Source organism: Gemmatimonadota bacterium (genome assembly GCA_016720805.1).
In the GTDB taxonomy this organism is placed as follows: Bacteria; Gemmatimonadota; Gemmatimonadetes; order Gemmatimonadales; family GWC2-71-9; genus Palsa-1233.
This window is the reverse complement of record JADKJZ010000006.1, coordinates 64,661-87,486: the sequence shown is the minus strand read 5'-3', so window position 1 is coordinate 87,486 and position 22,826 is coordinate 64,661. Positions and strand designations below refer to the sequence as shown.

The following is a 22,826-nucleotide window of genomic DNA, read 5'->3' as shown; positions in this document are numbered from 1 at the left end:
GCAGGTCCCTCACTTCGTTCGGGATGACGGGCAGGGCGACCTAACGACCAACGACTAACGACTAACGACCAACGACCAACGACCAACGACTTACGACGCCGTTCCCTCGGGCCACCAACTCCGCACCGCCGTCCCCTCGCCCAGCGCACTCTCCGCCCAGACCCGACCGCCGTGTGCCTCGACCATGTGCTTGATGATCGCGAGGCCGAGGCCGGTGCCGCCTTCGTCGCGGGAGCGGGAGGGGTCGACGCGGTAGAAGCGTTCGAAGATCCGGGGCAGGTGGTCGCTGCTGATGCCGCTGCCGTTGTCCTCGACGCTCAGCACGATGCCACCGTCGGCGCGCTCGCTCCGGCAGGTGATGGTGCCGCCTTCCGGCACGTAGCGGAGGGCGTTGTCGACCAGGTTCTGCAACAGTTGGCGGATCGCGTGGGGGTCGGCCGTGATGGTGGTCGCGTCGGGCGCGAAGGCCCGGGTGAAGGTCACCCGCCGCGCCGCCGCGCGGTCGGCGAACATCGCCCAGCATTCGTTCGCCGCGCTCTCGAGGGGCACCGCCACCGGCTCGGGGACCCAGCGCCCCGCCTCGATCCGCGACAGATCGAGGAGGTCGTCGACCAGCCGCTGCATCCGTGCCGCGTTGCTGACGATCGTCGCGAGGAATCGCTTGGTGGTCGCCGGGTCGACGTCACCATCGGCGAGCGTCTCGGCGTAACCGGAGATCGAGGTGAGTGGCGTCTTGAGCTCGTGCGAGACGTTCGCGACGAAGTCACGACGGACCGCCTCGAGCCGGCGGACCTCCGTCAGGTCGTGCAGCACCAGGACCGCGCCGCCGGTCGGCAGGGCGCGCGCGTTGAGGGTCAGCGTCACGCCGTCGAATTCCACTTCGCGGTCTTGCACCACCTCGCCCTCGAGCACTGCATCGACGGCGGCGCGCGCCGCCTTGACGCGAAAGAGGGTGCGCAGGTCCGGGAGGTCGGCCTCGTGCGAGTAGCCGAGCAGGCGCCGTGCGGCCGGATTGGCCGTGACGATGCGCCCACGCGGGTCGGTGGCAATGACACCCTCGACCATCGCGTTGACGATCGCCGCCGCCTCCGCCTTCTCACGCTGCACATCCTCGAAACGATCGGCGAGCTGCCGGTTCATCTGCCGCAGCGCCTGGACCAGCGCATCGACTTCGGGAATGCCCGAGCGTGGGAAGGCGGGGAGGAGGCCGGAGGCGATGTCACGCGCGGCCTTGGAGAGCGCCACGAGTGGCTGCGCGACCGCGCGCCCGGTCAGCGTCGCGAGCCCGAGCGCCACCACCAACGCGAAAAGCGCGGCCGCGGTCATCGACCATCGTTCCGCGCCCCACAGCATCAGCAGGAGCGTGAAGGCCACCACCGTGATCGTGCCCCACACGAGACGGCTCGTCAGGCTCACGCTGGGCGGCTTCCCCGCTCGGGGGACTTGAAGCGATAGCCGAAGCCGCGGACCGTCTCGATCATGTCGCCGACCGCGCCGAGCTTGGAGCGGAGCCGCTGCACATGCATGTCGACGGTGCGGGTCTGGATGTCGGGCTGCGCATCCCAGACGGTCTCGAGCAACTGCGGCCGGGACTGCACCCGCCCGCGCCGCTCCAGCAACATGACGAGCAGCTTGTATTCGGTGGCGGTGAGGTTCAGCTCCTCGTTCTCCAGCAGCACCTTGTGCGCGGCCCGATCGACCACGAGCCCCTCGGCCACCAGCGTCGACCCCTTGGCGACCGCCGGCGCGGCGAGGCGGCGGAGCAGCGCCTGGACGCGCAGGGCAAGCTCGGCCGGCGAGAATGGCTTGGTGAGGTAGTCGTCGGCGCCGAGGGAGAGGCCGCGGATCCGGTCAGGCTCGTCGCGGCGGGCGGTCAGCAGGATCACGCCGACGTCACGGGTCTCTTCGCGCTTCCGGAGCTCGGCCAGGACGTCGTAGCCCGAGAGGCCCGGGAGCATCAGGTCGAGCACCACCACGTCGGGGCGCTCCTCCTTGGCGGCCTTGAGGGCATCGGGGCCGTTGGTCGCCGTCGAGACCCGGAATCCTGCCTTGGCCAGATGATAGGCCACCAGCGCGGTAATGTCGGGTTCGTCGTCCACCACCAGAATGCGATGCGTCATCAGGGCTCCAGGCCGGTCGACTGGCGGGTCGGGTGGCCCCCGGGGAGGGCTCCCACGCCATTCTGGGCGTAAACGAACTCTCCCGACGGCGGGGGGGCAAGCGCTGCGGCGTTGCAGGAAGGGGACTTGTGACCGGATATTTACCGACGTGACTCCAAATCTCATCCCAATCTTCGTCAACGGCCGCCCGCTCCGCGTGACCTCTGGCCGTTCCCTCGCCCAGTCCCTGGGCGACCACGACCCCGACCTCCTGGCCCTCTTGCTGGGGGGCTCAATCGCCACCGACGCCCGCGGGCTCCCTGTTGATGCCGATGCGCCGGTGACGGCGGGTGCCATCTACCGAGTGCAGCGCACGGCCCGCACCGAGGAGTCGACGGATGCGTGAGGCACTCCGGCGGATGCCGAAGGCCGAACTCCATGTCCACCTCGACGGCTCCCTCCGCCCTGCCACGATGCTCGAGCTGGCCGCAACCTACGGCACCGCGCTGCCGGCCACCGACGCCGAGTCGCTGCGCCGGTGGATGCTGGTGGACGATGCTCGCAACCTCGAGGACTACCTCGCGCGCTTCGACGTCACCATCGCGCTGTTGCAGCAACCCGAGGCGATCGAGCGCGTGGCGTACGAGATGGTCGAGGACGCCGCGGCTGACGGGCTCCGCTACCTCGAGATCCGCTACTGTCCGCAGCTGAGCACCCGCGAGGGGCTGTCCCTCGACGAGGTCATCGAGGCGGAGTGGCGCGGTTTGCAGCGCGGCTTCACCGACTTCGGGGTGCCGGCGCGGATCATCAACTGCTCGCTCAGGCACTACGACCCCGAACTCTCGCTGGTGATCGCCGAGCACTCGGTGCGGATGCGGAGTCACGGCGTGGTCGGCTTCGACCTGGCCGGTGGCGAGGCCGGGCGGCCGCCCGAGCTGCATCGCGAGGCGTTCGACCTCGCCGCGCGTGGCGGCCTCGGGATCACGGTGCACGCCGGCGAGGCGGCTGGTTGGGAGAGCATCTTCGAGGCGATCCACAGCTGCCGCGCGGTGCGCCTCGGCCACGGGACGCGGCTGTACGAGAACCCGGCGCTGCTTGAGTATGTGCGCGATCGCCGCATCTGCATCGAGGTGAACATCACCTCGAACCTGCAGACCCGCGTGGTGGCGACCGCTGCCGAGCATCCGGTGCGCCAGTATTTCGATGCGGGCATCCCGGTCACGCTCTGCACCGATTCGTGGCTGATGAGCGGCGTGGTCCTGACCGACGAGTATCTTCTGGCGCAGCAGGCACTCGGCTTCACCCCCTCCGAGCTCGAGACGATGGCCCTCACCGCCTTCGAGCATGCCTTCCTCCCCTGGCCCGAGCGACTCGCCCTCCGCGAACACGCCCTGGCCGCCCTCGCGAGCCCCTCGTGACCCTCCTTCATCTCGCCATGCAGACGCAGACCGCCGCCGAACGGTTCGGGGCGCTCAAGAACGGCCTCGACATTCCGTTCACCGACCGCCTGATGGGCATCGTCGGGATGGTGACGATGATCGGGCTCGCGGTGCTCATGAGCTATGACCGGAAGCGCATCAACTGGCGCCTCGTCGGCAGCGGCGTCGCGCTGCAGGTCGGCTTCGGCCTCGTGGTGCTCAAGACCGATGTCGGCCGGGCCTTCTTCCAGACCGTCGGCGGCTGGATCACCTCGCTGCTCGGCTTCCAGGAACAGGGGGCGCGCTTCGTCTTCGGCAACCTGGTGCAGAGCAACGTCCCGGTCGGCATCCCGGGCGCGACGGGCGCGCTCGACACCACCGGGGGGATGATGGCGAACACCGGGGCGTTCTTCGCCTTCTCGGTACTGCCAACCATCATCTTCTTCTCCGCGCTGATGTCGGTGCTCTACTACCTCGGTGTGATGCAGTACATCGTGAAGGGGCTCGCCTGGGGAATGCAGAAGACGCTCGGCACGTCGGGCGCCGAGACGCTCTCTGCTTCGGGCAACATCTTCCTCGGCCAGACCGAGGCGCCGCTGCTCATCAAGCCGTTCGTCGCGAAGATGACGCAATCGGAGCTGGTCACGGTGATGGTCGGCGGCTTCGCGACGGTCGCCGGTGGCGTCCTCGCCGCGTACGTGGGGATGCTCTCGGGGATGCTGCCGGGGATCGCCTCGCACCTGCTCGCGGCGAGCGTGATGAATGCCCCGGCCGGACTCTACCTGGCCAAGATCCTCAAGCCGGAGACGGAAGTGCCGGTGACGGCGGGGTCGCTCGACCTCGACATCGCGGAGACCAGGGCCGAAGCGCCCCAACTCGAGACGCCGCGCCGCTTCACCTTCCGCAAGAAGTCCACGTCCGCGGAGTCGAGCGTGATTGAGGCGGCGGCGAACGGCGCGGCGCAGGGCGTCCAGCTGGCGATCAACGTCGCCGCGATGCTGATGGCGTTCGTCGCGCTGATGGCGATGCTCAACGCCGGCCTCGGCTGGGTCGGTGGGCTGGTCGGCGTCGAGAACCTCTCGCTGCAGTTGATCCTCGGCACGCTGCTGCGCCCGTTGGCGTTCGTGATGGGCGTCCCCTGGGCCGACACGGCCTACGTCGGTGGGCTCATCGGCCTCAAGACGTCGCTCAACGAGTTCGTCGCGTACGCACAATTCGCGGGTGACCTCGGCAGCGGGATGCCGCTCTCGCCGCGCTCCGCCGTCATCTGCACGTACGCGCTGCTCGGCTTCGCCAACTTCTCCTCGATCGCGATCCAGATCGGCGGCATCGGTGGCCTCGCGCCGGAACGCCGCGGCGAGATCGCCAAGTTCGGCCTCAAGGCGATGATCGCCGGCAACCTCGCCGCCTTCATCTCGGCCTCACTCGCGGGGATGCTCGCATGACGATCAAGCAACAAGAGGACATGGTCGCCATCGCGGCGCAGACGATCCAGACCACGCTGGGTGGCCGGCTCCCCAAGATCGCGATCGTACTCGGGTCAGGCCTCGGCGGCCTCGCCGATCATGTCGAGCAACCGGTTCGGATGCCCTACGGACCGCTGCCGGGATTTCACCCGACGTCGGTCGTGGGCCACAGCGGCGAACTGGTCGCCGGGCGACTCGGTGGGACGGAGGTGATCCTGCAGAGCGGCCGCTTCCACATGTATGAGGGGCACAGTGCAGCCGCGGCCGCATTTCCGGTGCGCGTCTTTGGCGCGCTCGGGGTGGAAATCTTGATCGTCACCAATGCCGCGGGCGGAATTCGCCGGTCCTTCCACCCCGGCACGCTGATGCTGATCAGCGACCACCTAAATCTCACCGGCCGCAATCCCCTCGAAGGCGACGTCTTTCATGGCGAGACCCGCTTCCCCGACATGACCGTCGCCTACGATGCTGCGCTTCGGGCGCGCACCAAGCAGGTGGCGGCCGGCCTCGGCGTCACGATGGAAGAGGGCGTGTATGCGGGGCTCCTCGGCCCGACCTACGAGACCCCCGCCGAAGTCCGCATGCTCGAGCGCCTCGGCGCCGACGCGGTCGGGATGAGCACCGTGGTCGAGGTGATCGCCGCGCGCGCGCGCGGGATGCGCTGCCTCGGGATCTCGCTGATCACCAACCCCGCCGCCGGCACCTTCGCCGGCGTGCTGGACCACAGCGAGGTGATGGACGTGGCGGGGAAGGCGGGGGAGACGCTGGCGAAGATTGTGGCAGGGGTAGTGAAGCGGGATGATGGATGATGGATGATGGATGATGGATGATGGATGATTGTGGCCCAATCGGCCGGATCTCCCAATCGGGCGGAGCCCATCCATCATCCATCATCCATCATCCATCATCTCTTTGCTCCATGCCACACCGGCCCATTCCCCCCACCCAGCCCCGGCGCCGCGTGAATGGCGGCCTGCAGGTAGGTGAGGGCGGTGGGGACGGCGTGCTCGAGGTCGTTGCCGAGGGCGAGTGAGGCGGTAATGGCGGCCGAGAGGGTGCAGCCGGTGCCGTGGGTGGCGCGGGTGTGCTGGCGGGGGCGGGTATAGCGCTCGACGCCGCTTGCCGTGACCAGGACGTCGACGAGGATGTCGCTCTCGAGGTGACCGCCCTTCACGAGTGCGGCGCGGGCGCCGAGGTCGAGGAGCGCCTTGCCGGCATCGGCCATCGCGTCGGGGGTGCGGACGGCGCGGCCGGTGAGGATTTCGGCTTCGTCGAGGTTGGGCGTGACGCAGGCGGCGAGCGGGAGGAGGCGGTCGCGCACGGCCGAGACGGCATCGAAGTCGAGGAGCCGGTCGCCCGAGGTCGCCACCATCACCGGGTCGCAGATGTAGTGGTGCCAGCCGCGCGCGCCGATCGAGGTGGCCACCAGTTCGACCAGTTCGCGGGTGGCGAGCATCCCGCTCTTGCAGGCGTCGGGGGGGAGGTCGTCGGCGACGGCCATCAGCTGCGCGGCGATCACTTCGCCGGGGACCGGATGGACGGCGGTCACGCCGAGGGTATTTTGCGCGGTGACCGCGACGATCACCGAGGTGCCGTAGACCTCCCAGGCGGCGAACGTCTTCAGGTCGGCCTGGATGCCGGCGCCGCCCCCCGAGTCCGACCCGGCTATCGTCAACGCGATCCGCCGCGAACTGTTCATCACCCGACCTCCGAGCCCATGGCCCTGCTGAGCACGATCCGCGACCTGCACCGCCGCAAGGCCCGCGAGCGCCGAGGATTGGCGCTGGCGGAAGGGGTGCGCCTGGTGGAAGAAATGCTCGCCGCGGGGGTCACGTGCAAGGGCGCGGTGGTCGGGCCGACGCTCGAGGCGACGCCACGCGGCGCGGCGCTGCTCCAGGCGCTGCAGACGGCGGGCGTGGTGGTCGAGCAGCTGAGTGACGAACAGCTCGACGACGTCGCCGCCACGGAGCAACCGCAGGGGATCGTCGCGGTGTACGAACCGCGGAGCTGGACCCTCGATGCGATGGTGGTCGCGCCGAAGAAGCCAGTCGTCATTCTCGATGGCGTGCAGGACCCGGGCAACGTCGGCACCATTGCCCGGACGGCACTGGCCTTTGGCGCGTCGGGGATCGTGGCGCTGCCCGGCACCGTCGACCTGACCAACCCGAAGGTGGTGCGCGCCGCGATGGGGGCGCTCTTCCTGGTGCCGCATCTCCACGCCGACGACGTCGCCACCTTCGCGTGGCTCAAGCAGCACCACGTGACGCCGTGGGCCACCACGATGGACGGCGAACCGCTCGGCGGCGCGCCCGAGGTGTCGATCGCGCTGCTGCTCGGCAACGAGGGCGCGGGGCTCCGCCCCGAGCTGGTGGCACGCGCGGAGCGGTGTGTCGCGATTCCGATCGCGCCCGAGGCCGAGTCCTTGAACGTGGCCATTGCGGCCGGCATCCTCCTCTATCAGGTGACGCGGTGAGCCTCATTCCTCCCGGTGGCGATCCGTGGTGGCCGCTGGTGGCCTTCGCGGGGGCGTTCGGCCTGCTGCTCGGCTCCTTCCTGAATGTCTGCATCACGCGCTGGCCGGCGGAACTTTCGGTGGTGGCGCCGAGGTCGCGCTGCCCGCGCTGCGGCTACCAGATCACCTGGTACGACAACATCCCGGTGGTGTCGTGGCTCATGCTCCGCGCCAAGTGTCGGCATTGCGCACTGCCGATTCCGATCATGTATCCGCTGATCGAGCTGGCGACCGGCATCATCTGGGCGCTGGCGGTGGCATGGTACGGCCTCGACGTCGAAGCCGCCCGCGCGGCGGTGTTTGGCACGCTGCTGCTCGGCATCGCGATGACCGATGCGCGCGAGTACATCATTCCCGACGAGTTCTCGATCGGCGGGACGGTGATCGGCCTCGGCTTCGCCTTCCTCGGCGGCGCACTCGGCTGGCCAGCGGCGCTGATCGGCGCGGTCTTCGGGTACGTGCTGCTCTACCTGATTGCGGTCGTTGGGCAGAAGATCTTCGGCCAGGAGGCGATGGGCGGCGGCGACATCAAGATGATGGCGATGCTCGGTGCCTTCCTGGGCTGGCAGGGGGTGCTGCTGACGCTCTTCCTCGGCGCGCTGATCGGCACGCTGATCTTCCTCCCCATGAAGCTGATGGGGAAGGAGAAGCTCGTGCCGTTCGGGATCTTCCTCGCGATCGGCGGCGCGGCCTACTGGGTGGTCGGCGACGCGATGGTCACCTGGTACCGCGTGAGCGTGCTGGGGCTTTAGGGGAGCTGGGCCTGCTACACTTCCGGCGACTCATTATCGGATGGGGTATTTGGTGATGCTAACGCGCGTCCTGCTCTCGGGTCTGATCCTGGTCGCCAGCGCCTGCCGCGGCGAACCGGCGGCCGACGCCCAGTCGCTCGACCAGAAGGAGCTGGCGGCGATGGTGGACTCGTTGATGCCCGCGGTCTCGAAGGCCACCGGCCTCACGTTCAAGAGCACCCCGGTCACCGCCGTCCGGAGCCGCGACCAGGTCCGCGCCTACCTCCTCGCCAAGCTGGCCAAGGAGATCCCCACGGCGCGCCTCGACGGCGTCGTCACCACCTACCGCCTCCTCGGCCTGATTTCCGACACGCTCGACGTGAAGAAGCTCTTCATCGACCTCTACAGCGAGCAGGTCGCCGGCTTCTACGATCCCGATTCGACCAAACTCTTTGCCGTGGCGGGTGGCGACAAGGCCGAGCTGAGGCTGGTGCTCGCGCACGAGTTGGTGCATGCACTGCAGGACCAGTACATCGCGCTCGACAGTATCCTGACCGACACCAGTGATGCCGATCGGCTTGCGGCGGCGCAGGCGGTGCTCGAAGGGCAGGCGACGCTCGTATCCCTGATCGCGATCCTCCCCGCGCAGAACGTCGCGACCGACGACGCCTTCTGGGAGAACTTCCGGACCCAGGTGCGCACGCAGCAGACCGGGATGAAGGTCTTCGCGAGTGCGCCGTTGATCCTGCGCGAGGGGCTGACCTTTCCGTATCTGCAGGGCTCCGAGTGGATGCGCTGGTTCCGGAAGAACCACGCCGATCAGCAGCCGTTCGGGGTCAACTTGCCGACCTCGACGGAGCAGATTCTCCACCCCGATCGCTACGCGCGGAAGGACATGCCGCTCACGGTGCGCTTCGTCGACGACACCGCCGGCGTGATGCACGACGACACCTTCGGCGAATTCGAGATCGCGGTGCTGCGCTCGTCCTTGGTGGGCATCAACGAAGTGCCGACCGATATCGCGCTCGGCTGGGGCGGTGACCGGATGCGCCTCTTCCGGAGTGCCACCGGCGCGGCGCTCGTCTGGGTGACGGTGTGGGATGAGTCGCGACTCGCCGAGCGCTTCAAGACGCAGATCGCCGACCGGCTCACCAAGCTGCCGCGCGCCGGCTATCGGACCACTGCCGAGCTGCTCGATGTCGGCGGGAAGCCGGGGGTGCGGGTCGTGGTGGCGCCGACGGCGTGGGAGCGGTGGAATGCGCTCCCCGCAGTGACGCTCCGCTAGAGGAAGCGACTCAGGGTGTAGATCACCAGCCCCGCCGCACCACCCACCAGCGTGCCGTTGAGCCGCACGAACTGGAGGTCGCGGCCGACGGCGAGCTCGATCCGTCCCGCGGCGACTTCCGGGTCCCATTCCGCCACCGTCGTCGCGATCAGGTCGGCGATCTCCTGCCGATGCTGCTCGAGCAACGAGGTGATCACCTCGCTGGTGAATCGGTCGACCTCGCCGCGCAGCTCCTCACTCTCCGACAGCGACTCGCTGAGCCCCGCGAGGATCTCCTCGAGCGGCTCGAGCGACGTCCCTTCCGGATCGGCACGGTAGCCCGCCGCGGCGAGGCGCGTCTTGTCCCAGACGCTCGACACCATCTCCTCGACGATCGGATGGCCGAGGAGGTCCTGCTTCATCCCCTCAATGCGCGCGATCAGCTCGGGCGAGGTCTTGATCCGGTTGATGAAGTCGGCGACGATCCCGTCGAACTTCTTCCGGAGCGGATGCAGCGGATCATTCAACATCTCGCCAATCAGCCGCTCGACCGCGCCAATCAGCCGGTCGGCCACCGCATCGCGTAGCCCCACGGGCACCCAGCGCGGGCTCTCCTGGCGGACCCGCTCGCGGATCGAGTCGTGGCCATCCTTGAGCGCACCACCCACCAGCTTCATCACCTCGTTGAGCAACTCCTGCGGGCGGCCACCCGCGGCGGCGACGGTCATCACCTCGCTCACCAGCGGGGCGAGCTTGACCCCTTCAAGTCGGCTGACCGCGCTGCGCTGGACGAACTCGCGCACCTCGACCTCGGGGAGCGCCTCGACCGCGCGGGCCAGCCCACCGGCCAGCTGCTTGGCGAGCCGGCGGCGGTTGGCCTCCTGCTGCATCCAGTCGGCGGCCCGCTGGGCGGGGTGGATCCCGGCCAGCCGTGCCTCGAGCACCGTCCGCGACAGGAAGTGGTTCTGGACGAAGTTGCCCAGGATCTTGCCGACCCGGTCCTTCTGCTTCTGCATGATCGCGGTGTGGGGGATCGGGATCCCCAACGGGTGCCGGAAGAGCGCCGTCACCGCGAACCAGTCCGCGATCCCGCCCACCAGCGACGCCTCGGCTGTGGCCCGGACATAGGCCAGCCAGGGATAGACGTCCTCGTTCATCTTGGCCACGACGAAGACGACCAGGGCCACCACGAGGAGCCCGGTGGCCGCCATCTTCATCCGCTCGAGGGCGGCTCGGCGGGTGGCTTCGTCGGGCAACGGGGTAGGGATCATATGCGAGGGAATCTACGGAGGGCCGATGGGGGATGGTTTCATAGGTGGAACAAATCGGGATGATGGATGATCGATGATGGATGATTGATTTTGAAAAGGCCCGTGTTGTTGATAAAGAATTCTCTCGTAAGTCGATCGATCATCGACCATCGATCATCGATCATCGTCTCTTCTCTTCCCTTTTCCACACCCGCAACGCTATTTTGCCGGGCTATGTTCGATGAGCTCTCCTCCAAGTTGACCGATACCCTGCGGCGCCTCACGGGCCGCGGGGCGCTCAGCGAGGAAGCCGTTCGGGAAGGATTGCGGGAAATCCGTCGCATTCTTCTCGAGGCCGACGTGTCGTTCGAGCTCACCGGCGAGTTCCTCGCGCGGGTGCAGGCGGCGGCGGTCGGGCAGGAGATCATCAAGTCGGTCCGGCCAGGGCAGATGCTGGTCAAGATCGTCTACGACGAGCTGGTCACGCTCCTCGGCGAGAAGCAGGCGCCGTTGGCCTTCGTGTCGGTGCCGCCGACGATCCTGCTGATGGTCGGGTTGCAGGGCAGCGGCAAGACGACGACGGCGGGCAAGCTCGCCAAGCGGCTCAAGGCGGAGCAGAAGGCGCCGTTCCTGATCGCGGCCGACGTCTATCGTCCCGCCGCCATCGATCAGCTGCGGACGCTGAGCGAGCAGGTGCAGGTCGGCTTCCATGGCGAGCCGGGCGTGACGGACGTGGTGGCGATCGTGAAGCGCGGTATCGAAGCGGCCTCCAAGGCGCGCGCCCGCTCCGTGATCGTGGACACCGCCGGCCGGTTGCAGCTCGACGAGACGCTGATGGACGAGCTGGTCCGGCTCAAGGCGGCGATCAAGCCGCACGAGATCCTGCTGGTGGCCGACGGCATGACCGGCCAGGACGCGGTCCGGATCGCGAAGGGGTTCCACGACGCCCTCGGCATCACCGGCGTCGTGCTGACCAAGATGGACGGCGACTCCCGCGGTGGCGCGGCGCTCTCGATCTACGGCGTGACCAAGGCGCCGATCAAGTTCGTCGGCACCGGCGAGCAGCTCGATGCGCTGGAGCCCTTCCATCCGGACCGGATGGCCGGGCGGATCCTCCAGCAGGGCGACGTCCTGACGCTGGTCGAGAAGGCGCAGCAGAATGTTGACGAAGAGGACGCCAAGCGGCTGGCGCGGAAGGCGACGTCGAAGAAGGGACTCGACCTCGACGACTTCCTCTCCGCCATGCGGCAGATGCAGAAGCTCGGTCCGTTGAAGAACGTGCTCGGCATGCTCCCCGGGGTGAACCCGGCCATGCTCAAGAACGCCAACGTGGACGAGAACCGGATTCGGCATGTCGAGGCGATCGTGCTCTCGATGACGAAGGCCGAGCGGAGTGACCCGGACGTGATGAACGGGTCGCGCAGGATGCGAGTCGCCCGCGGGTCGGGGCGAACCGTGCAGGAAGTGAATCAGTTGCTGAACCAGTTCAAGCAGATGCAGAAGTTCATGAAGGTCGCGGGCAAGCCGGGGGCGAAGATGCCTTTCGGTGGACGTTCGTTCCCCCCGCGCTGAACCGCTCCACAGGAGTTCGAGATGGCCGTTCGTATCCGCCTGCGCCGCGAAGGGCGCAAGAAGTTGCCGATGTACCGTATCGTGGTTGCCGACAAGGAAGCACCGCGCGACGGTCGCTTCATCGCGACCATCGGCTCGTATCGCCCGAAGGAAGAGGCGAATCTCTTCTCGGTGGACGTCGACAAGGCGCGCGAGTGGATCGCGAAGGGCGCCGTGCCGAGCGACACCGTGGCGGCGCTGTTCAAGAAGGCTGGCGTCTGACCTGATGACCGAACCGGCCGCGCCCCCGATCGTGGTAGGGCGGGTGCGCAAGCCGCATGGGTTGAAGGGCGAGCTGGCGATCTTCCCGCTGACCGATGACCCCGAAGGGGTCTTCGTCGCCGGACAGGTGATGTCCCTGCTCGACCTCCGGGGCGACCCGGTCGGCGAGATCGCGATCGAGCAGGCCCGCGTCTATCACCGCGAGGTGTTGATGCGGATCGCCGGGCATCCCGATCGCGATGCGGTCGAGGGATACCGGGGCCTCTTCCTGGCGGTGCCGCGTGACATCCTCACGCCGCTTGCCGAGGGCGAGGTCTACCAGCAGGAGCTGGTCGGTTGGGCGGTGCGGGACCTGGCCGACGAGCCGCTCGGGATCGTCTCCGCGGTGTACGACATGCCGCAGGGACTCTTGATCGAGGTGCAGGGTCCGAAGCGGGAGTTTCTCCTCCCCTTCCGGAGCGAGACGGTGAAGGTGACGGACCGCGCGAACCGCCGCTTGGTGGTCGAGGTTCCGCCCGAACTGATGGGGTGATGGTGCTGACGGTCAATGTGGTGACGCTCTTTCCCGAGGCGATGGCGCCGTTCCTGGCGGCGAGCATTCCGGGCAGGGCACAGTCGGCGGGACTGGCCGAGTATCGGTTGGTGCAGCTGCGCGACTTCACCCATGACAAGCACAAGACGGTGGATGATGCCCCCTTCGGTGGGGGCGCGGGGATGGTGCTGAAGGCGGAGCCCTTCCTCGAGGCGGTGGAGTCGGTGGGACCGACCGGTCCCGTGGTGGTGATGTCGGCCCGAGGCCGGAAGTTCACCCACGATGACGCGGTCCGGTGGTCGCTCGGCAGTGCGCTGACGATCCTCTGCGGGCACTACAAGGACATCGACCAGCGCGTGGTCGACCTCCTCGGCGCCGAAGAGATCTCGCTCGGCGACTTCGTCCTCTCGGGGGGCGAGCCGGCGGCCCTCTGCGTGATCGATGCGGTGGTCCGGCTGCTGCCGGGGGCCATCGGCGACCACGAGTCGGCGAGCAGCGATTCGCACTACGACGGACTCCTGAGTCCGCCGAGCTACACGAGGCCCGCCGAGGTGCGCGGGCAGAAGATTCCCGAGGTGCTGCTCTCGGGCAACCATGCGGCCATCGCCACGTGGAAGCAGCAGGAAGCGGAACGCATCACGCAGGCGAGGCGCCCAGATCTCTGGGAGGCCCACATGGCAACGGAGCGCCAGGACACCGGCGCGAAGTCCTGACAATACCACCGGCGCGACTCGCGCCAGGAGCACGACATGGGAATGGAAATTCTCGACCAGATTTCGCGCGAAGGGTTGCGCACCGACCTCCCGAAGTTCGACGCCGGTGACACCGTCAAGGTGATGGTCCGCGTCCGTGAAGGCGAGAAGGAGCGCCTCCAGGCGTTCGAGGGCGTCTGCATCGCGAAGAAGGGTGGCGGGATCAACGAGACCTTCACGGTCCGGAAGATCTCGGCCGGCGTCGGCGTCGAGCGCGTCTTCCCGCTCCACTCCCCGATGTTCGCGACGCTCGAGGTGGTCCGCCGTGGCCGCGTTCGCCGCGCCAAGCTGTACTACCTCCGCGCGCTGTCGGGCAAGGCGGCCCGGATCAAGGAAAAGCGCGATCGGTAGTCGTTAGGCGTTGGTCGTTAGAGGGGCCCCGATGAAGAGTCGGGGCCTCTTTGCGTTAGCCGTGAATTGCGCGCGCCACCGCACCAACTCCTCCGCCCCCATCGCCTCGATCGGCAGCGCCAGCAACCTGGTGATCCGCGCGTCGAGCGCCTGGTACGTCGCCTCAAACGCACGCAGTGCGGCGTCCCGCTCGGTCTCGTCGGCCGGGTCGGGGAGGCCCCAATGCACCTGCGCCGCCGCCCCCGGAAAGTAGGGACACGCCTCGGCGGCATTGTCGCAGACGGTGATCACCAGGTCATACGCGACGCCCTCGACCTCGTCGAGCCGCTTCGGCACGCGGTCGTACCATTCAATGCCGTGCGCGGCGAGGGTCTCGACCGCGTACGGATTCACGCGCGGCGCCGGGTGCGATCCGGCGCTCGCGGCAATCACGCGGCCCGCGCCACGCGTGGCGAACAGCGCCTCCGCGATCTGGCTGCGCGCGCTGTTGCCGGTACAGAGGACAAGGATCTGGAATCGGGACGCGCTCATGCGGTGACACCCTCGGCAGGGAAGTAGCGGCGGCGCGCCCAGAGGGCCACGTACACCAGGCCAACGAGCGCGGGGACTTCGATCAGCGGCCCGACGACGGCGGCAAGGGCCTCGCCCGAGCCGATGCCGAAGGTGGCAACCGCGACCGCGATGGCCAGCTCGAAATTGTTGCCGGCGGCGGTAAAGGAGATGGCGGAGGTCGTCTCGTAGCTGAAGCCCATCTTCCATGATGCCCAGAAGGCGAAGCCGAACATCAGGGCGAAGTAGATCAGCATCGGGATGGCGATCCGCACGACGTCGAAGGGCGCTTCGATCAGGCGATTCCCCTGCATCGCGAACATCAGCACGATCGTGTACAGCAGGCCGAGCAGGGCGGTGGGGCCGATCTTCGGCAGGAAGACCGACTCGTACCAGACCGCGCCGCGGCGAGCCACCAGCGTCTTCCGGGTGAGGTAGCCGGCGACCAGCGGCACGCCGAGGAAGATCAGGACGCTCATGGCGATCTGCGCCATCGACACGTCGAGCACGGCGGTGTCGGCGCCAAACCAGCCGGGCACCACCGTCAGGTAGAGCCAGCCGAGGACGGAGTAGGTGACGATCTGGAAGACCGAATTGAGCGCGACCAGCACCGCGGCCAGTTCGCCCGATCCGCACGCCAGTGAGTTCCAGATCAGCACCATGGCGATGCAGCGTGCCAACCCGATCAGCACGAGGCCGTTGCGGTAGTGCGGCAAGTCGGGGAGGAAAATCCAGGCGAGCGCGAGCATCAACAACGGACCGACGACCCAGTTGAGCACGAGCGACGTACCGATGAGCCGCCGGTCCTTGGTGTGCTGGCCTATGGTCTCGTAGCGGACCTTGGCAAGCACGGGGTACATCATCCACAGCAATCCGAGCGCGATCGGCACCGAGACGCCCTGGATCTTGATGCGGTCGAGCACCGCGCCGAGGTCGGGAAAGAGCCGCCCCAGCAGGAGCCCGGCCGCCATCGCGGCGACGATCCAGACCGGGAGGAAGCGGTCGAGCGTCGAGAGACGCTTGAGGATCGGCGCGTCGATGGCGTCGGCGGTGCTGGTCACGAACAGCAGCCCGGCGCGCAGCACGCCGCGGCCTTCGGCTTCGTGGCGCGGACGAATCCTGCCATGAACTTCCCGTCGATCTCGGCGACGTTGGCCGCGTCGAGTCCCGCGCCGGTGAGGAAGGTCGCGGCGTCCTCGGCCTTGTAGATCCGCGTCGGCTCGATCGAGGGCGACTCGAAGCCGACCTCGGTGAGCAGGTTCAGGAATTCCTGCTCCTCCAATGCGCCCGCCACGCAGCCGACCCAGAGCTCCATGCTGCGCCGCACGGCCGGCGGCACGTCGCCGCGCACGATCACGTCGCTCACCGCGAAGCGCCCGCCCGGCTTGAGGACGCGGAACGCCTCGGCGAGGACGGCGCGCTTGTCGCCCGAGAGGTTGATCACGCAGTTCGAGATGATCACGTCGACGGAGTTGTCGGGGAGCGGAATGTGCTCGATCTCGCCCTTGAGAAACTCGACGTTGGTCGCGTTGGCTTCGGCGGCGTTCTTCCGCGCGAGGGCGAGCATGTCGTCGGTCATGTCGAGGCCGTACGCCTTGCCGGTCGGCCCGACGCGGCGCGCCGAGAGGAGCACGTCGATGCCGCCCCCGGAGCCGAGGTCGAGGACCACTTCACCGGGGTGCAGTTCGGCGAGGGCGGTCGGATTGCCGCAGCCGAGCGAGGCGAGGACGGCGGCGTCGGGGAGGACGTCGGTCTGACCGGTGAGGTAGAGGTTCGAGGTGATCGGGTCGACGGTGCCGTCGAAGGCGGCGCCGCCGCAACACGACGACGTCGGGCCGCAGGTGGCGGGCTGGGCGACTTCGAGGACGCGGCGTGCGGCGGCGCCGTACTTCTCGCGGACGGTGTCGCGCAGCTCGGTGGCGTTCGGTTCCGGGGTCATGATCTATTCCTCACGTGGCAGTATTGTGCACCAAGAAATCTTGATATGTTCAACCCGACAACGGACTCATTTGCAGCAGGCCCACCACTCCTTGCGGCGTGGCGAGGTCGGTGTGGCCAGCTCACCCAGCGCGGCCTGGACCATCTCGAGGGCATCGGGGGCCAGCGTGTAGTAGACCCAGCGTCCCTCGCGCCGGTCGGTCACCATCCCGGCGTCCTTCAGGGTCTTCAGATGGAACGAGAGGCGCGACTGCGCGGCGTCCAATGTGCCCGTCAGTTCGCAGACACAGCGCTCGCCGCCACGCAGCGCCTCGAGGATGCCCAGGCGGGTCTCGTCGGAGAGCGCGTGGAACATGCGGGCGAGGGCGGCTTGGGGGGCCAGAGTGGTCATGGGATTGATCATATCAAGATTTGTTGTTGTGTCAAGGAGCCGGTGAGGGGTGAGGGGTGAGGGGTGAGGGGGATGTCATCCCGAGCAACGCGAGGGATCTGCGTGATCGCGACTACGCAGGTCCCTCACTTCGTTCGGGATGACGGTGTTCCCCCCTCACCCCTCACCCCTCACCCCTCACCCCTTAGCTTTTGCAGATGCCCCCACCGCTCCTCTCGACCACGAACTCGCCGCCTGGGCCACTGACCATCTCCTGATCGGTGTCGACGAGGTGGGCCGCGGGCCGTTGGCGGGTCCGGTGGTGGCGGGGGCGTGCTGCTTTGTCATCGGGCACGCCGGAATCTCCGGCGTGCGCGACTCGAAGGCGGTGAAGAAGGCAACGGAACGTGAGTCACTTGCCGCGTCGATTCGGGCGGAGGCGTTGGGGTGGGGGCTCGGTGCCGCCAGTGTGGCCGAGATCGAGCGGCTCAACATCCGTGTGGCGACGGCGCTGGCGATGCGGCGCGCGCTGGCACAGTGTCGACGGATGCTTGATGTGAATGCGCACGTGCTCGTGCTGGTCGATGGCATGCCGGTGCCCGAGCTCGGCACGCCACACCGCGCCCTCGTGAAGGGCGATGCCAACTGCCACGCGATCGCCGCGGCGGCGCTGCTCGCGAAGGTCGCCCGCGATCGCCTGATGCGCTCACTGGGTGCGCGCCGCCCCGGCTATGGCTGGGAGAGCAACATGGGGTACGGCTCGGCCGGCCACATGAGCGCGCTCCGCACCCAGGGGATGACACCGCACCATCGGAAGTTGTTCTGCCGCGGAATCGTGGAGCAGGGGGAGATCTTCGGCTAGTCGAGCTACCGCTCCCGCGCGATCGCCCGGAAGACCAGGTCCGTCAGGAAGGCGGTCGTGGCCTCGTCGGCGTCGCCGCGGGTGACCTCGGTCAGCGACGGCAGATGCTCGGCGAAGTACTTCTGCATGTGGGAGCTCTCCACGACGGTGGAGACCAGCGCCACCGGGTACGGGTACGCCGGATTGACCTCGAGGATCAGGTCGCCGACCGCGCGGCAGAGCCGCTTGTAGCTCCGGAAGCACCCCTCGCGATTGTCGGCGTCGACATCCGCGTGGAGATACACCTTCGACGACTCGGCCACCACGACCCGATAAAGCGCCTCTTCATCAATCCGTGGGGTGGAGTAGTCCTGGCAGATCCGCTGTGTCAGCTCGCGGAGCGCGAGCCGCAGCCGCTCCTCGGCCGAGGTCACATTGGCCGTGGCGAGCTCCAGCCGGTACTCCATCCAGCTCCAGTACCAGGCCGTGAGGTACAGCAGCAGTCGATGCTTGCTCTTGAAGTAGCGGTAGACCGAGGCCTCGGTCGTCCCGATCCGCTCGGCGAGCTTGCGGAAGGTGAACGCCTCGTAGCCGATCGCGTCGAGCATCAGGATGCCGTGCTCGACGATGCTCTCCCCCAGGTCGCTCGACATGGGATCCTTGAGGTACAGCGTCTCGTCGAGCTGGAGCGCGATCCGCTGGCTCACGCCGCCCCGAGCAGCATGCGCGAGTCGTAGAACTCCACGGCGCCGGACTCGACGTCGTACATCCCGCCCACGAGGGCGATCTCGCTGTTGCGCACCATCTCGGCGAGCAACGGGCTGCGCTCCATGATCTGCTCCTTGACCAGCATCACGTTGAGCTCGGCCACCCGCTCCACGAACGCGGCGTTGGCGGAGGTGCGGTGGTCGAGCGTTTCCGTCTCCAGCGCGATGGCCTCCTCGACCTTCTGCAGCAGCGTGGTAAGGTTGCCGAGTCGGACACCGTCACAGGCACCCTTGATCGCCCCGCAGCGGGTGTGCCCCAGGACCACGACGGCCTTCGCGCCCGCGACCTTGCAGGCGAATTCCATGCTGCCGAGGATGTCGTCGTTGAGGATATTGCCGGCGATCCGGCAGGAAAAAATGTCGCCGAGTCCCTGGTCGAAGATCAGCTCCGCCGACGTGCGCGAGTCGATGCAGCTGAGGATGATCGCCAGCGGATGCTGGCCGTCGCTGGTCTCGTTGACTTGCTGCAGCAGGTTGCGGTTGGCCTTCAGATTGTTGACGAAGCGCTCGTTGCCCTTGCGCAGGACGTCGAGGGCCGTGAGCGGGGTCAGGGCGTCGCGCAGTTCGCGGGTCAGGGTACGCATGGGGCCGTCCGGTCGAGAGGGGAGGGGGTCGACAGTGGCAGGATCGTGATTTAGCGTGCAAAGCTTCGATTGATGATAGTAATACTATTGCTCCTCGAGGCCGTCAAGCGCGCCGTGCTCAGCCCCTTCCAGCGGGGCGATGCCCGCCCTACCCTTCCGCGATGCCCACCCCCATGCCGATCGCCGCCGAGGCGTCCCCCCGACGCCTGCTCCTGCTGCTGCCGCTCTTTGTGGCCAGTGGTGCCGCCGCCCTGATCTACGAGATCGTCTGGTTCCAGCTGCTCGGCCTCGTGATCGGCGCATCTGCCGTCTCGATCGCGGTGCTCTTGGCGACCTTCATGGGCGGGATGTGCATTGGGTCGCTCTTCCTGGCCCGGCGCGTCTCCGCGGCGCGCTCGCCGCTCAAGGTCTACGCGGCACTCGAGGCCGGGATCGGTGTCTGCGGCATCCTGGTGCTCTTGATCCTCCCGTATGCCGGCGGACTCTACGCCGCCGTCGGCGGGTCGGGGCCGTTCGGCCTGCTGCTCCGCGCGCTGCTGGCCGCGCTCTGCCTGCTGCCCCCGACAATCCTGATGGGGGCCACCCTCCCGGCGATTTCGCGCGAGGTGCGCGCCACGCCAGAAGGGATGAGCTACCTCGGCATCCTCTATGGCGGCAACACCCTCGGCGCCGTGGTCGGCTGTCTCGTCGCGGGGTTCGTCCTGCTTCGCAACTTCGATGTCGTCACCGCGACGGGCGTCGCCGTCTGTCTCAACCTGCTGATCGCCGGCGCGGCCTGGTTCATGGCCGGATCGCGCGCGGCTTCGCCGGAAGTCGCCAGCGAGCGCGCCACCGCGTCGTTGCCCCCGGGCAGCTGGCCGGTGTTGCTGACCCTGGCGCTCTCCGGCCTCACCGCGCTCGGCGCCGAAGTCGTCTGGACCCGCATCCTCTCACTGTTGCTCGGCCCCACGACCTACACCTTCTCACTGATTCTCGGCGGCTTCCTCGCCGGACTCGGGATCGGGTCGTCGGTGGGGGCGTTCCTAGGACGCTTCATCGCGAATCCGCGCGCCGCCCTCGGCTGGTGCCAGTTCCTGCTCGTGCTCGCCCTCGGCTGGGCGGCGTGGTCCCTGACGGCGGCGCTGCCGTACTGGCCGATCAATCCGTCGCTCTCGTCGGCGCCGGCGTACACCTTCCAGATCGACATCATTCGCGCGCTTTGGGTGGTGCTCCCCGGCGCGCTGCTCTGGGGCGCCTCGTTCCCGCTCGGCCTCGCCGCGCTCGCCTCGAAGGACGACGACCCGGCGCGCCTCGTCGGCGTGGCCTACGCCGCGAACACGCTGGGCGCCATCATCGGGTCGCTGGTCACCTCGCTGGTGTTGATCGGGACCATTGGCACGCAGAGCACGCAGCGGGTACTGATTGGAATGGCGGCGCTGTCCGCGCTGCTCACACTGGCGCTCGTCGTCGGGGAGCAGGGACGTCTCAAACTCGCACCGCGCGCGCTGCTCGCCGGTGGCGCTGCGGCACTGCTCGGACTCTGGGTGATGTCGACCGTCGGCGCGATTCCGCCGCTGCTCGTGGGGTACGGCCGCTTCATGGCCTACCGGATGAATGCGCACGGCGACTTCATCTATGTTGGCGAAGGGACCAACTCGACGGTGGCGGTGTCGCAGCTCGAGAACGGCGTGCGCAACTATCACAATGCCGGCAAGGTGCAGGCCTCGAGCGAGCCGCAAGACATGCGGCTGCAGCGGATGCTCGGCCACTTCACGACGTTGCTCTCGCCGAAGCCGAGCGAGGTGCTGGTGATCGGCTTCGGGGCGGGGGTGACGGCGGGTGCGGTGAGCATCGATCCGATGGTACAGCACGTGACCATCGCCGAGCTCGAGCCGCTGGTGCCGAAGGTGGCGGGCGAATACTTCCGCGAATCGAATCACGGCGTGGCGCAGAATCCGAAGGTGTCGGTGCACATCGATGATGGCCGCCATTTCCTGCTCACCAGCAACACGATGTATGACGCGATCACCGCCGACCCGTTCGATCCGTGGACGCGCGGGGCGGCGTCGCTCTCGACGCTGGAGTTCTACCAGTTGGCGCGCAAGCACCTGAAGCCGGGCGGCGTGATCACCGTCTGGCTGCCGCTCTACGAGAACACGATGGCGTCGGTGCAGAGCGAGATCGCGACCTTCCTCGAAGCGTTTCCGAACGGCGTCGTGTGGGGCAACACCAACATGGGGCAGGGTTACGACCTGGTCCTCTCGGGGACTGTCGGCGAGGCGCCGATCGACGTCGATGCGCTCTCGGCTCGTCTAGGGCGGCCGGAGTACGCCGCGGTGAGCCAGTCGCTCGGCGAGATCGGCTTCCCGACCCTGGAATCGTTCCTCGGCACCTTCGCCGGCCGAGGGCCGGAGCTGAAGCCGTGGGTGGCGGGTGCCGACCTGAATCGAGATCGCAACCTGCGGCTCCAGTACCTGGCCGGGCTCGGGCTCAACAGTTACGACCAGAATCTCATTTACCAGGCGATCCTCGGCTATCGCCGGTGGCCCGAAGGCTTCTTCACCGGCGACCCGGTCCGATTGGCGGCCATCATGGCCCAGTTGACCGGGGTTTCCCCGTGACCCGCCCCTCCCGGGGGCCACACGGCCCCGCTATTCTCCCGCGATGCTGACACTTCTCCTTGCCCTCGCCGTGACCGCGCCGGCCGACACCACCCCGGCGCTCTGGACCCCGCACCGGGTCTACGACGCCAAGCACAAGCGCTATGCCGACCTCGAGCAGATGGCCGCCGAGGCCGCATCGAGCGACGTGATCTTCTTCGGCGAGCAGCACGACGACGGCAACGCGCACCGCCTGGAGCGGAGCCTGCTCGAAGCGGTCTCGCGGCGCCGGAGCGACGTGATCCTCTCGCTCGAGATGTTCGAGCGCGACGTGCAGGGACTGCTCGACGACTATCTCGCCGGCAAGATCGACGAGCCGACCTTCCTGAAGACGGCGCGCCCGTGGCCGAACTACAACGTCGACTATCGTCCGCTGGTCGAGTTCGCCAAGGCGAAGGGATGGCGCGTGATCGCGGCGAACGTGCCGCGGCCGATCGCGAGTGCGGTGTCGAAGCAGGGACTCGCTGCGGCGATCGCCGCGCTGCCGGACTCGAGCCGTCGCTGGGCCGCCGCCGACTTCGGCTGCCCGAAGGACGACTACTTCGAGCGCTTCGGGCAGTCGATGGGCGGCCACGGGCCGAGCACGCCCGAGGGGATGATGCGCTTCTACGAGGCGCAATGCGTCAAGGACGAGACGATGGCGGAGTCGATCGTGCGCGCGCGCTCGGCGGGCGGTTCGCCGCTGGTGATCCACATGAACGGCGCCTTCCACTCTGACTATCGCGATGGCACCGCCGAGCGCGTGGCGCGCCGCGGAGTGAAGAAGATCACCGTCCTCTCGGCGATCCCGGTGCCGAACCTCGACACCATCGAGCCGAAGCCGGAGCGGAAGAAGGGCGAGTGGCTGTTCTTCACCTTGCGCGTGCCGAAGGAGCCGGCGGCGGCAGCGCCGTCGGCGAAGTAGGGTCGACTGCCGCACCACCAAGGATG

The 22,826-nt window shown here is 67.9% G+C and carries 26 protein-coding genes; 16 read left to right on the top strand and 10 right to left on the bottom strand.

The window, feature by feature from the left end; translation table 11 throughout:
• Nucleotides 1–90 precede the first annotated feature (90 nt).
• Nucleotides 91–1,416 (bottom strand): PAS domain-containing protein, encoded by a 1,326-nt coding sequence (locus IPP98_07240; protein MBL0178905.1) that lies wholly within the window; start codon nt 1,414–1,416, stop codon nt 91–93.
• Complete coding sequence (locus IPP98_07235; GenBank protein ID MBL0178904.1) at nt 1,413–2,120, bottom strand: response regulator; 708 nt, start codon at nt 2,118–2,120, stop codon at nt 1,413–1,415. The genes IPP98_07240 and IPP98_07235 overlap by 4 nt, the downstream gene beginning before the upstream one ends.
• 148 nt (nt 2,121–2,268) lie before the next feature.
• Between IPP98_07235 and IPP98_07230 the strand changes: the two genes are divergently transcribed.
• From IPP98_07230 to IPP98_07215, 4 genes are read left to right on the top strand one after another with little or no spacing between them, the layout of a single operon-like run.
• Nucleotides 2,269–2,505 (top strand): hypothetical protein, encoded by a 237-nt coding sequence (locus IPP98_07230; GenBank protein MBL0178903.1) that lies wholly within the window; start codon nt 2,269–2,271, stop codon nt 2,503–2,505.
• Entirely contained in the window at nt 2,498–3,517 is a 1,020-nt protein-coding gene (add, locus tag IPP98_07225) for an adenosine deaminase (protein ID MBL0178902.1), read from the top strand. Before IPP98_07230 ends, add begins: the two co-directional genes overlap by 8 nt.
• A gap of 17 nt (nt 3,518–3,534) precedes the next feature.
• Nucleotides 3,535–4,962 carry a NupC/NupG family nucleoside CNT transporter gene (locus tag IPP98_07220; protein ID MBL0178901.1) on the top strand — a complete coding sequence of 476 codons (1,428 nt, stop codon included), beginning with the start codon at nt 3,535–3,537 and terminating at the stop codon, nt 4,960–4,962.
• A gap of 20 nt (nt 4,963–4,982) precedes the next feature.
• Nucleotides 4,983–5,792 carry a purine-nucleoside phosphorylase gene (locus IPP98_07215; protein ID MBL0178900.1) on the top strand — a complete coding sequence of 270 codons (810 nt, stop codon included), beginning with the start codon at nt 4,983–4,985 and terminating at the stop codon, nt 5,790–5,792.
• 95 nt (nt 5,793–5,887) lie between these two features.
• On the opposite strand, the gene thiD is transcribed toward IPP98_07215, so the two are convergent.
• A complete protein-coding gene (gene thiD / locus IPP98_07210) occupies nt 5,888–6,682 on the bottom strand; it encodes a bifunctional hydroxymethylpyrimidine kinase/phosphomethylpyrimidine kinase (GenBank protein ID MBL0178899.1) in 795 nt (264 codons plus the stop codon).
• Nucleotides 6,683–6,700: 18 nt separating this feature from the next.
• On the opposite strand from thiD, the gene IPP98_07205 reads away from it, so the two are divergent.
• The 3 genes from IPP98_07205 to IPP98_07195 are packed head-to-tail and all read left to right on the top strand — an operon-like array spanning nt 6,701 to nt 9,511.
• Nucleotides 6,701–7,456 carry an RNA methyltransferase gene (locus tag IPP98_07205; GenBank protein ID MBL0178898.1) on the top strand — a complete coding sequence of 252 codons (756 nt, stop codon included), beginning with the start codon at nt 6,701–6,703 and terminating at the stop codon, nt 7,454–7,456.
• Nucleotides 7,453–8,247: a prepilin peptidase gene (locus IPP98_07200; protein MBL0178897.1), complete on the top strand. Its 795-nt coding sequence runs from the start codon at nt 7,453–7,455 to the stop codon at nt 8,245–8,247. The genes IPP98_07205 and IPP98_07200 overlap by 4 nt, the downstream gene beginning before the upstream one ends.
• A 55-nt stretch (nt 8,248–8,302) precedes the next feature.
• The gene (locus IPP98_07195) at nt 8,303–9,511 is read left to right on the top strand and encodes a hypothetical protein (GenBank protein MBL0178896.1); all 1,209 of its coding nucleotides are present in this window, start codon (nt 8,303–8,305) and stop codon (nt 9,509–9,511) included.
• On the opposite strand, the gene IPP98_07190 is transcribed toward IPP98_07195, so the two are convergent.
• Nucleotides 9,508–10,761 carry a DUF445 domain-containing protein gene (locus IPP98_07190; GenBank protein MBL0178895.1) on the bottom strand — a complete coding sequence of 418 codons (1,254 nt, stop codon included), beginning with the start codon at nt 10,759–10,761 and terminating at the stop codon, nt 9,508–9,510. The two genes, IPP98_07195 and IPP98_07190, sit on opposite strands and share 4 nt — an antisense overlap.
• Nucleotides 10,762–10,841: 80 nt before the next feature.
• On the opposite strand from IPP98_07190, the gene IPP98_07185 reads away from it, so the two are divergent.
• The 6 genes from IPP98_07185 to rplS are packed head-to-tail and all read left to right on the top strand — an operon-like array spanning nt 10,842 to nt 14,208.
• Nucleotides 10,842–10,985 carry a hypothetical protein gene (locus IPP98_07185; protein ID MBL0178894.1) on the top strand — a complete coding sequence of 48 codons (144 nt, stop codon included), beginning with the start codon at nt 10,842–10,844 and terminating at the stop codon, nt 10,983–10,985.
• Nucleotides 10,975–12,312: a signal recognition particle protein gene (gene ffh / locus IPP98_07180; GenBank protein MBL0178893.1), complete on the top strand. Its 1,338-nt coding sequence runs from the start codon at nt 10,975–10,977 to the stop codon at nt 12,310–12,312. The genes IPP98_07185 and ffh overlap by 11 nt, the downstream gene beginning before the upstream one ends.
• Nucleotides 12,313–12,333: 21 nt before the next feature.
• On the top strand, nt 12,334–12,573 hold the full coding sequence (gene rpsP / locus IPP98_07175; GenBank protein ID MBL0178892.1) for a 30S ribosomal protein S16: 240 nt from the start codon (nt 12,334–12,336) through the stop codon (nt 12,571–12,573).
• 4 nt (nt 12,574–12,577) lie between these two features.
• A complete protein-coding gene (gene rimM / locus IPP98_07170) occupies nt 12,578–13,105 on the top strand; it encodes a 16S rRNA processing protein RimM (protein ID MBL0178891.1) in 528 nt (175 codons plus the stop codon).
• On the top strand, nt 13,105–13,818 hold the full coding sequence (gene trmD, locus IPP98_07165) for a tRNA (guanosine(37)-N1)-methyltransferase TrmD (GenBank protein ID MBL0178890.1): 714 nt from the start codon (nt 13,105–13,107) through the stop codon (nt 13,816–13,818). Before rimM ends, trmD begins: the two co-directional genes overlap by 1 nt.
• A gap of 36 nt (nt 13,819–13,854) precedes the next feature.
• Nucleotides 13,855–14,208: a 50S ribosomal protein L19 gene (gene rplS / locus IPP98_07160; GenBank protein MBL0178889.1), complete on the top strand. Its 354-nt coding sequence runs from the start codon at nt 13,855–13,857 to the stop codon at nt 14,206–14,208.
• Nucleotides 14,209–14,211: 3 nt separating this feature from the next.
• On the opposite strand, the gene IPP98_07155 is transcribed toward rplS, so the two are convergent.
• The 4 genes from IPP98_07155 to IPP98_07140 form a co-directional block, all read right to left on the bottom strand.
• Nucleotides 14,212–14,739 carry an arsenate reductase ArsC gene (locus tag IPP98_07155; GenBank protein ID MBL0178888.1) on the bottom strand — a complete coding sequence of 176 codons (528 nt, stop codon included), beginning with the start codon at nt 14,737–14,739 and terminating at the stop codon, nt 14,212–14,214.
• Nucleotides 14,736–15,818, bottom strand: a complete 1,083-nt coding sequence (gene arsB, locus IPP98_07150; GenBank protein ID MBL0178887.1) for an ACR3 family arsenite efflux transporter — start codon at nt 15,816–15,818, stop codon at nt 14,736–14,738. The genes IPP98_07155 and arsB overlap by 4 nt, the downstream gene beginning before the upstream one ends.
• Nucleotides 15,815–16,696 (bottom strand): arsenite methyltransferase, encoded by an 882-nt coding sequence (locus IPP98_07145; GenBank protein MBL0178886.1) that lies wholly within the window; start codon nt 16,694–16,696, stop codon nt 15,815–15,817. The genes arsB and IPP98_07145 overlap by 4 nt, the downstream gene beginning before the upstream one ends.
• 66 nt (nt 16,697–16,762) lie before the next feature.
• Complete coding sequence (locus IPP98_07140; GenBank protein MBL0178885.1) at nt 16,763–17,098, bottom strand: winged helix-turn-helix transcriptional regulator; 336 nt, start codon at nt 17,096–17,098, stop codon at nt 16,763–16,765.
• A gap of 127 nt (nt 17,099–17,225) precedes the next feature.
• Here IPP98_07140 and IPP98_07135 point away from each other — a divergent pair, with 127 nt between their 5' ends.
• Nucleotides 17,226–17,927 carry a ribonuclease HII gene (locus IPP98_07135; protein ID MBL0178884.1) on the top strand — a complete coding sequence of 234 codons (702 nt, stop codon included), beginning with the start codon at nt 17,226–17,228 and terminating at the stop codon, nt 17,925–17,927.
• 5 nt (nt 17,928–17,932) lie between these two features.
• On the opposite strand, the gene IPP98_07130 is transcribed toward IPP98_07135, so the two are convergent.
• Together IPP98_07130 and IPP98_07125 are read right to left on the bottom strand one after the other, a co-directional pair.
• On the bottom strand, nt 17,933–18,559 hold the full coding sequence (locus IPP98_07130; protein ID MBL0178883.1) for a TetR/AcrR family transcriptional regulator: 627 nt from the start codon (nt 18,557–18,559) through the stop codon (nt 17,933–17,935).
• Between the two features lie 50 nt (nt 18,560–18,609).
• Entirely contained in the window at nt 18,610–19,257 is a 648-nt protein-coding gene (locus tag IPP98_07125; GenBank protein ID MBL0178882.1) for a carbonic anhydrase, read from the bottom strand.
• A 161-nt stretch (nt 19,258–19,418) separates the two neighbouring features.
• Here IPP98_07125 and IPP98_07120 point away from each other — a divergent pair, with 161 nt between their 5' ends.
• Entirely contained in the window at nt 19,419–21,857 is a 2,439-nt protein-coding gene (locus IPP98_07120) for a fused MFS/spermidine synthase (protein ID MBL0178881.1), read from the top strand.
• Nucleotides 21,858–21,900: 43 nt separating this feature from the next.
• On the top strand, nt 21,901–22,800 hold the full coding sequence (locus IPP98_07115; GenBank protein MBL0178880.1) for a ChaN family lipoprotein: 900 nt from the start codon (nt 21,901–21,903) through the stop codon (nt 22,798–22,800).
• Nucleotides 22,801–22,826 lie beyond the last annotated feature (26 nt).

What these genes read in the sequence shown, in the direction of transcription:
- trmD (MBL0178890.1), top strand. Translation starts at nt 13,105, where the DNA reads ATGGTGCTGACGGTCAATGTGGTGACGCTCTTTCCCGAGGCGATGGCG.
- rimM (MBL0178891.1), top strand. Translation starts at nt 12,578, where the DNA reads ATGACCGAACCGGCCGCGCCCCCGATCGTGGTAGGGCGGGTGCGCAAG.
- ffh (MBL0178893.1), top strand. Translation starts at nt 10,975, where the DNA reads ATGTTCGATGAGCTCTCCTCCAAGTTGACCGATACCCTGCGGCGCCTC.
- rpsP (MBL0178892.1), top strand. Translation starts at nt 12,334, where the DNA reads ATGGCCGTTCGTATCCGCCTGCGCCGCGAAGGGCGCAAGAAGTTGCCG.
- IPP98_07215 (MBL0178900.1), top strand. Translation starts at nt 4,983, where the DNA reads ATGGTCGCCATCGCGGCGCAGACGATCCAGACCACGCTGGGTGGCCGG.
- IPP98_07190 (MBL0178895.1), bottom strand. Translation starts at nt 10,761, where the DNA reads ATGATCCCTACCCCGTTGCCCGACGAAGCCACCCGCCGAGCCGCCCTC.
- thiD (MBL0178899.1), bottom strand. Translation starts at nt 6,682, where the DNA reads ATGAACAGTTCGCGGCGGATCGCGTTGACGATAGCCGGGTCGGACTCG.
- IPP98_07140 (MBL0178885.1), bottom strand. Translation starts at nt 17,098, where the DNA reads ATGATCAATCCCATGACCACTCTGGCCCCCCAAGCCGCCCTCGCCCGC.
- rplS (MBL0178889.1), top strand. Translation starts at nt 13,855, where the DNA reads ATGGGAATGGAAATTCTCGACCAGATTTCGCGCGAAGGGTTGCGCACC.
- IPP98_07195 (MBL0178896.1), top strand. Translation starts at nt 8,303, where the DNA reads ATGCTAACGCGCGTCCTGCTCTCGGGTCTGATCCTGGTCGCCAGCGCC.
- IPP98_07220 (MBL0178901.1), top strand. Translation starts at nt 3,535, where the DNA reads ATGCAGACGCAGACCGCCGCCGAACGGTTCGGGGCGCTCAAGAACGGC.
- IPP98_07205 (MBL0178898.1), top strand. Translation starts at nt 6,701, where the DNA reads ATGGCCCTGCTGAGCACGATCCGCGACCTGCACCGCCGCAAGGCCCGC.
- IPP98_07145 (MBL0178886.1), bottom strand. Translation starts at nt 16,696, where the DNA reads ATGACCCCGGAACCGAACGCCACCGAGCTGCGCGACACCGTCCGCGAG.
- IPP98_07155 (MBL0178888.1), bottom strand. Translation starts at nt 14,739, where the DNA reads ATGAGCGCGTCCCGATTCCAGATCCTTGTCCTCTGTACCGGCAACAGC.
- IPP98_07235 (MBL0178904.1), bottom strand. Translation starts at nt 2,120, where the DNA reads ATGACGCATCGCATTCTGGTGGTGGACGACGAACCCGACATTACCGCG.
- IPP98_07130 (MBL0178883.1), bottom strand. Translation starts at nt 18,559, where the DNA reads ATGTCGAGCGACCTGGGGGAGAGCATCGTCGAGCACGGCATCCTGATG.
- IPP98_07135 (MBL0178884.1), top strand. Translation starts at nt 17,226, where the DNA reads ATGACGGTGTTCCCCCCTCACCCCTCACCCCTCACCCCTCACCCCTTA.
- IPP98_07120 (MBL0178881.1), top strand. Translation starts at nt 19,419, where the DNA reads ATGCCCACCCCCATGCCGATCGCCGCCGAGGCGTCCCCCCGACGCCTG.
- IPP98_07125 (MBL0178882.1), bottom strand. Translation starts at nt 19,257, where the DNA reads ATGCGTACCCTGACCCGCGAACTGCGCGACGCCCTGACCCCGCTCACG.
- IPP98_07185 (MBL0178894.1), top strand. Translation starts at nt 10,842, where the DNA reads ATGATTGATTTTGAAAAGGCCCGTGTTGTTGATAAAGAATTCTCTCGT.
- IPP98_07115 (MBL0178880.1), top strand. Translation starts at nt 21,901, where the DNA reads ATGCTGACACTTCTCCTTGCCCTCGCCGTGACCGCGCCGGCCGACACC.
- add (MBL0178902.1), top strand. Translation starts at nt 2,498, where the DNA reads ATGCGTGAGGCACTCCGGCGGATGCCGAAGGCCGAACTCCATGTCCAC.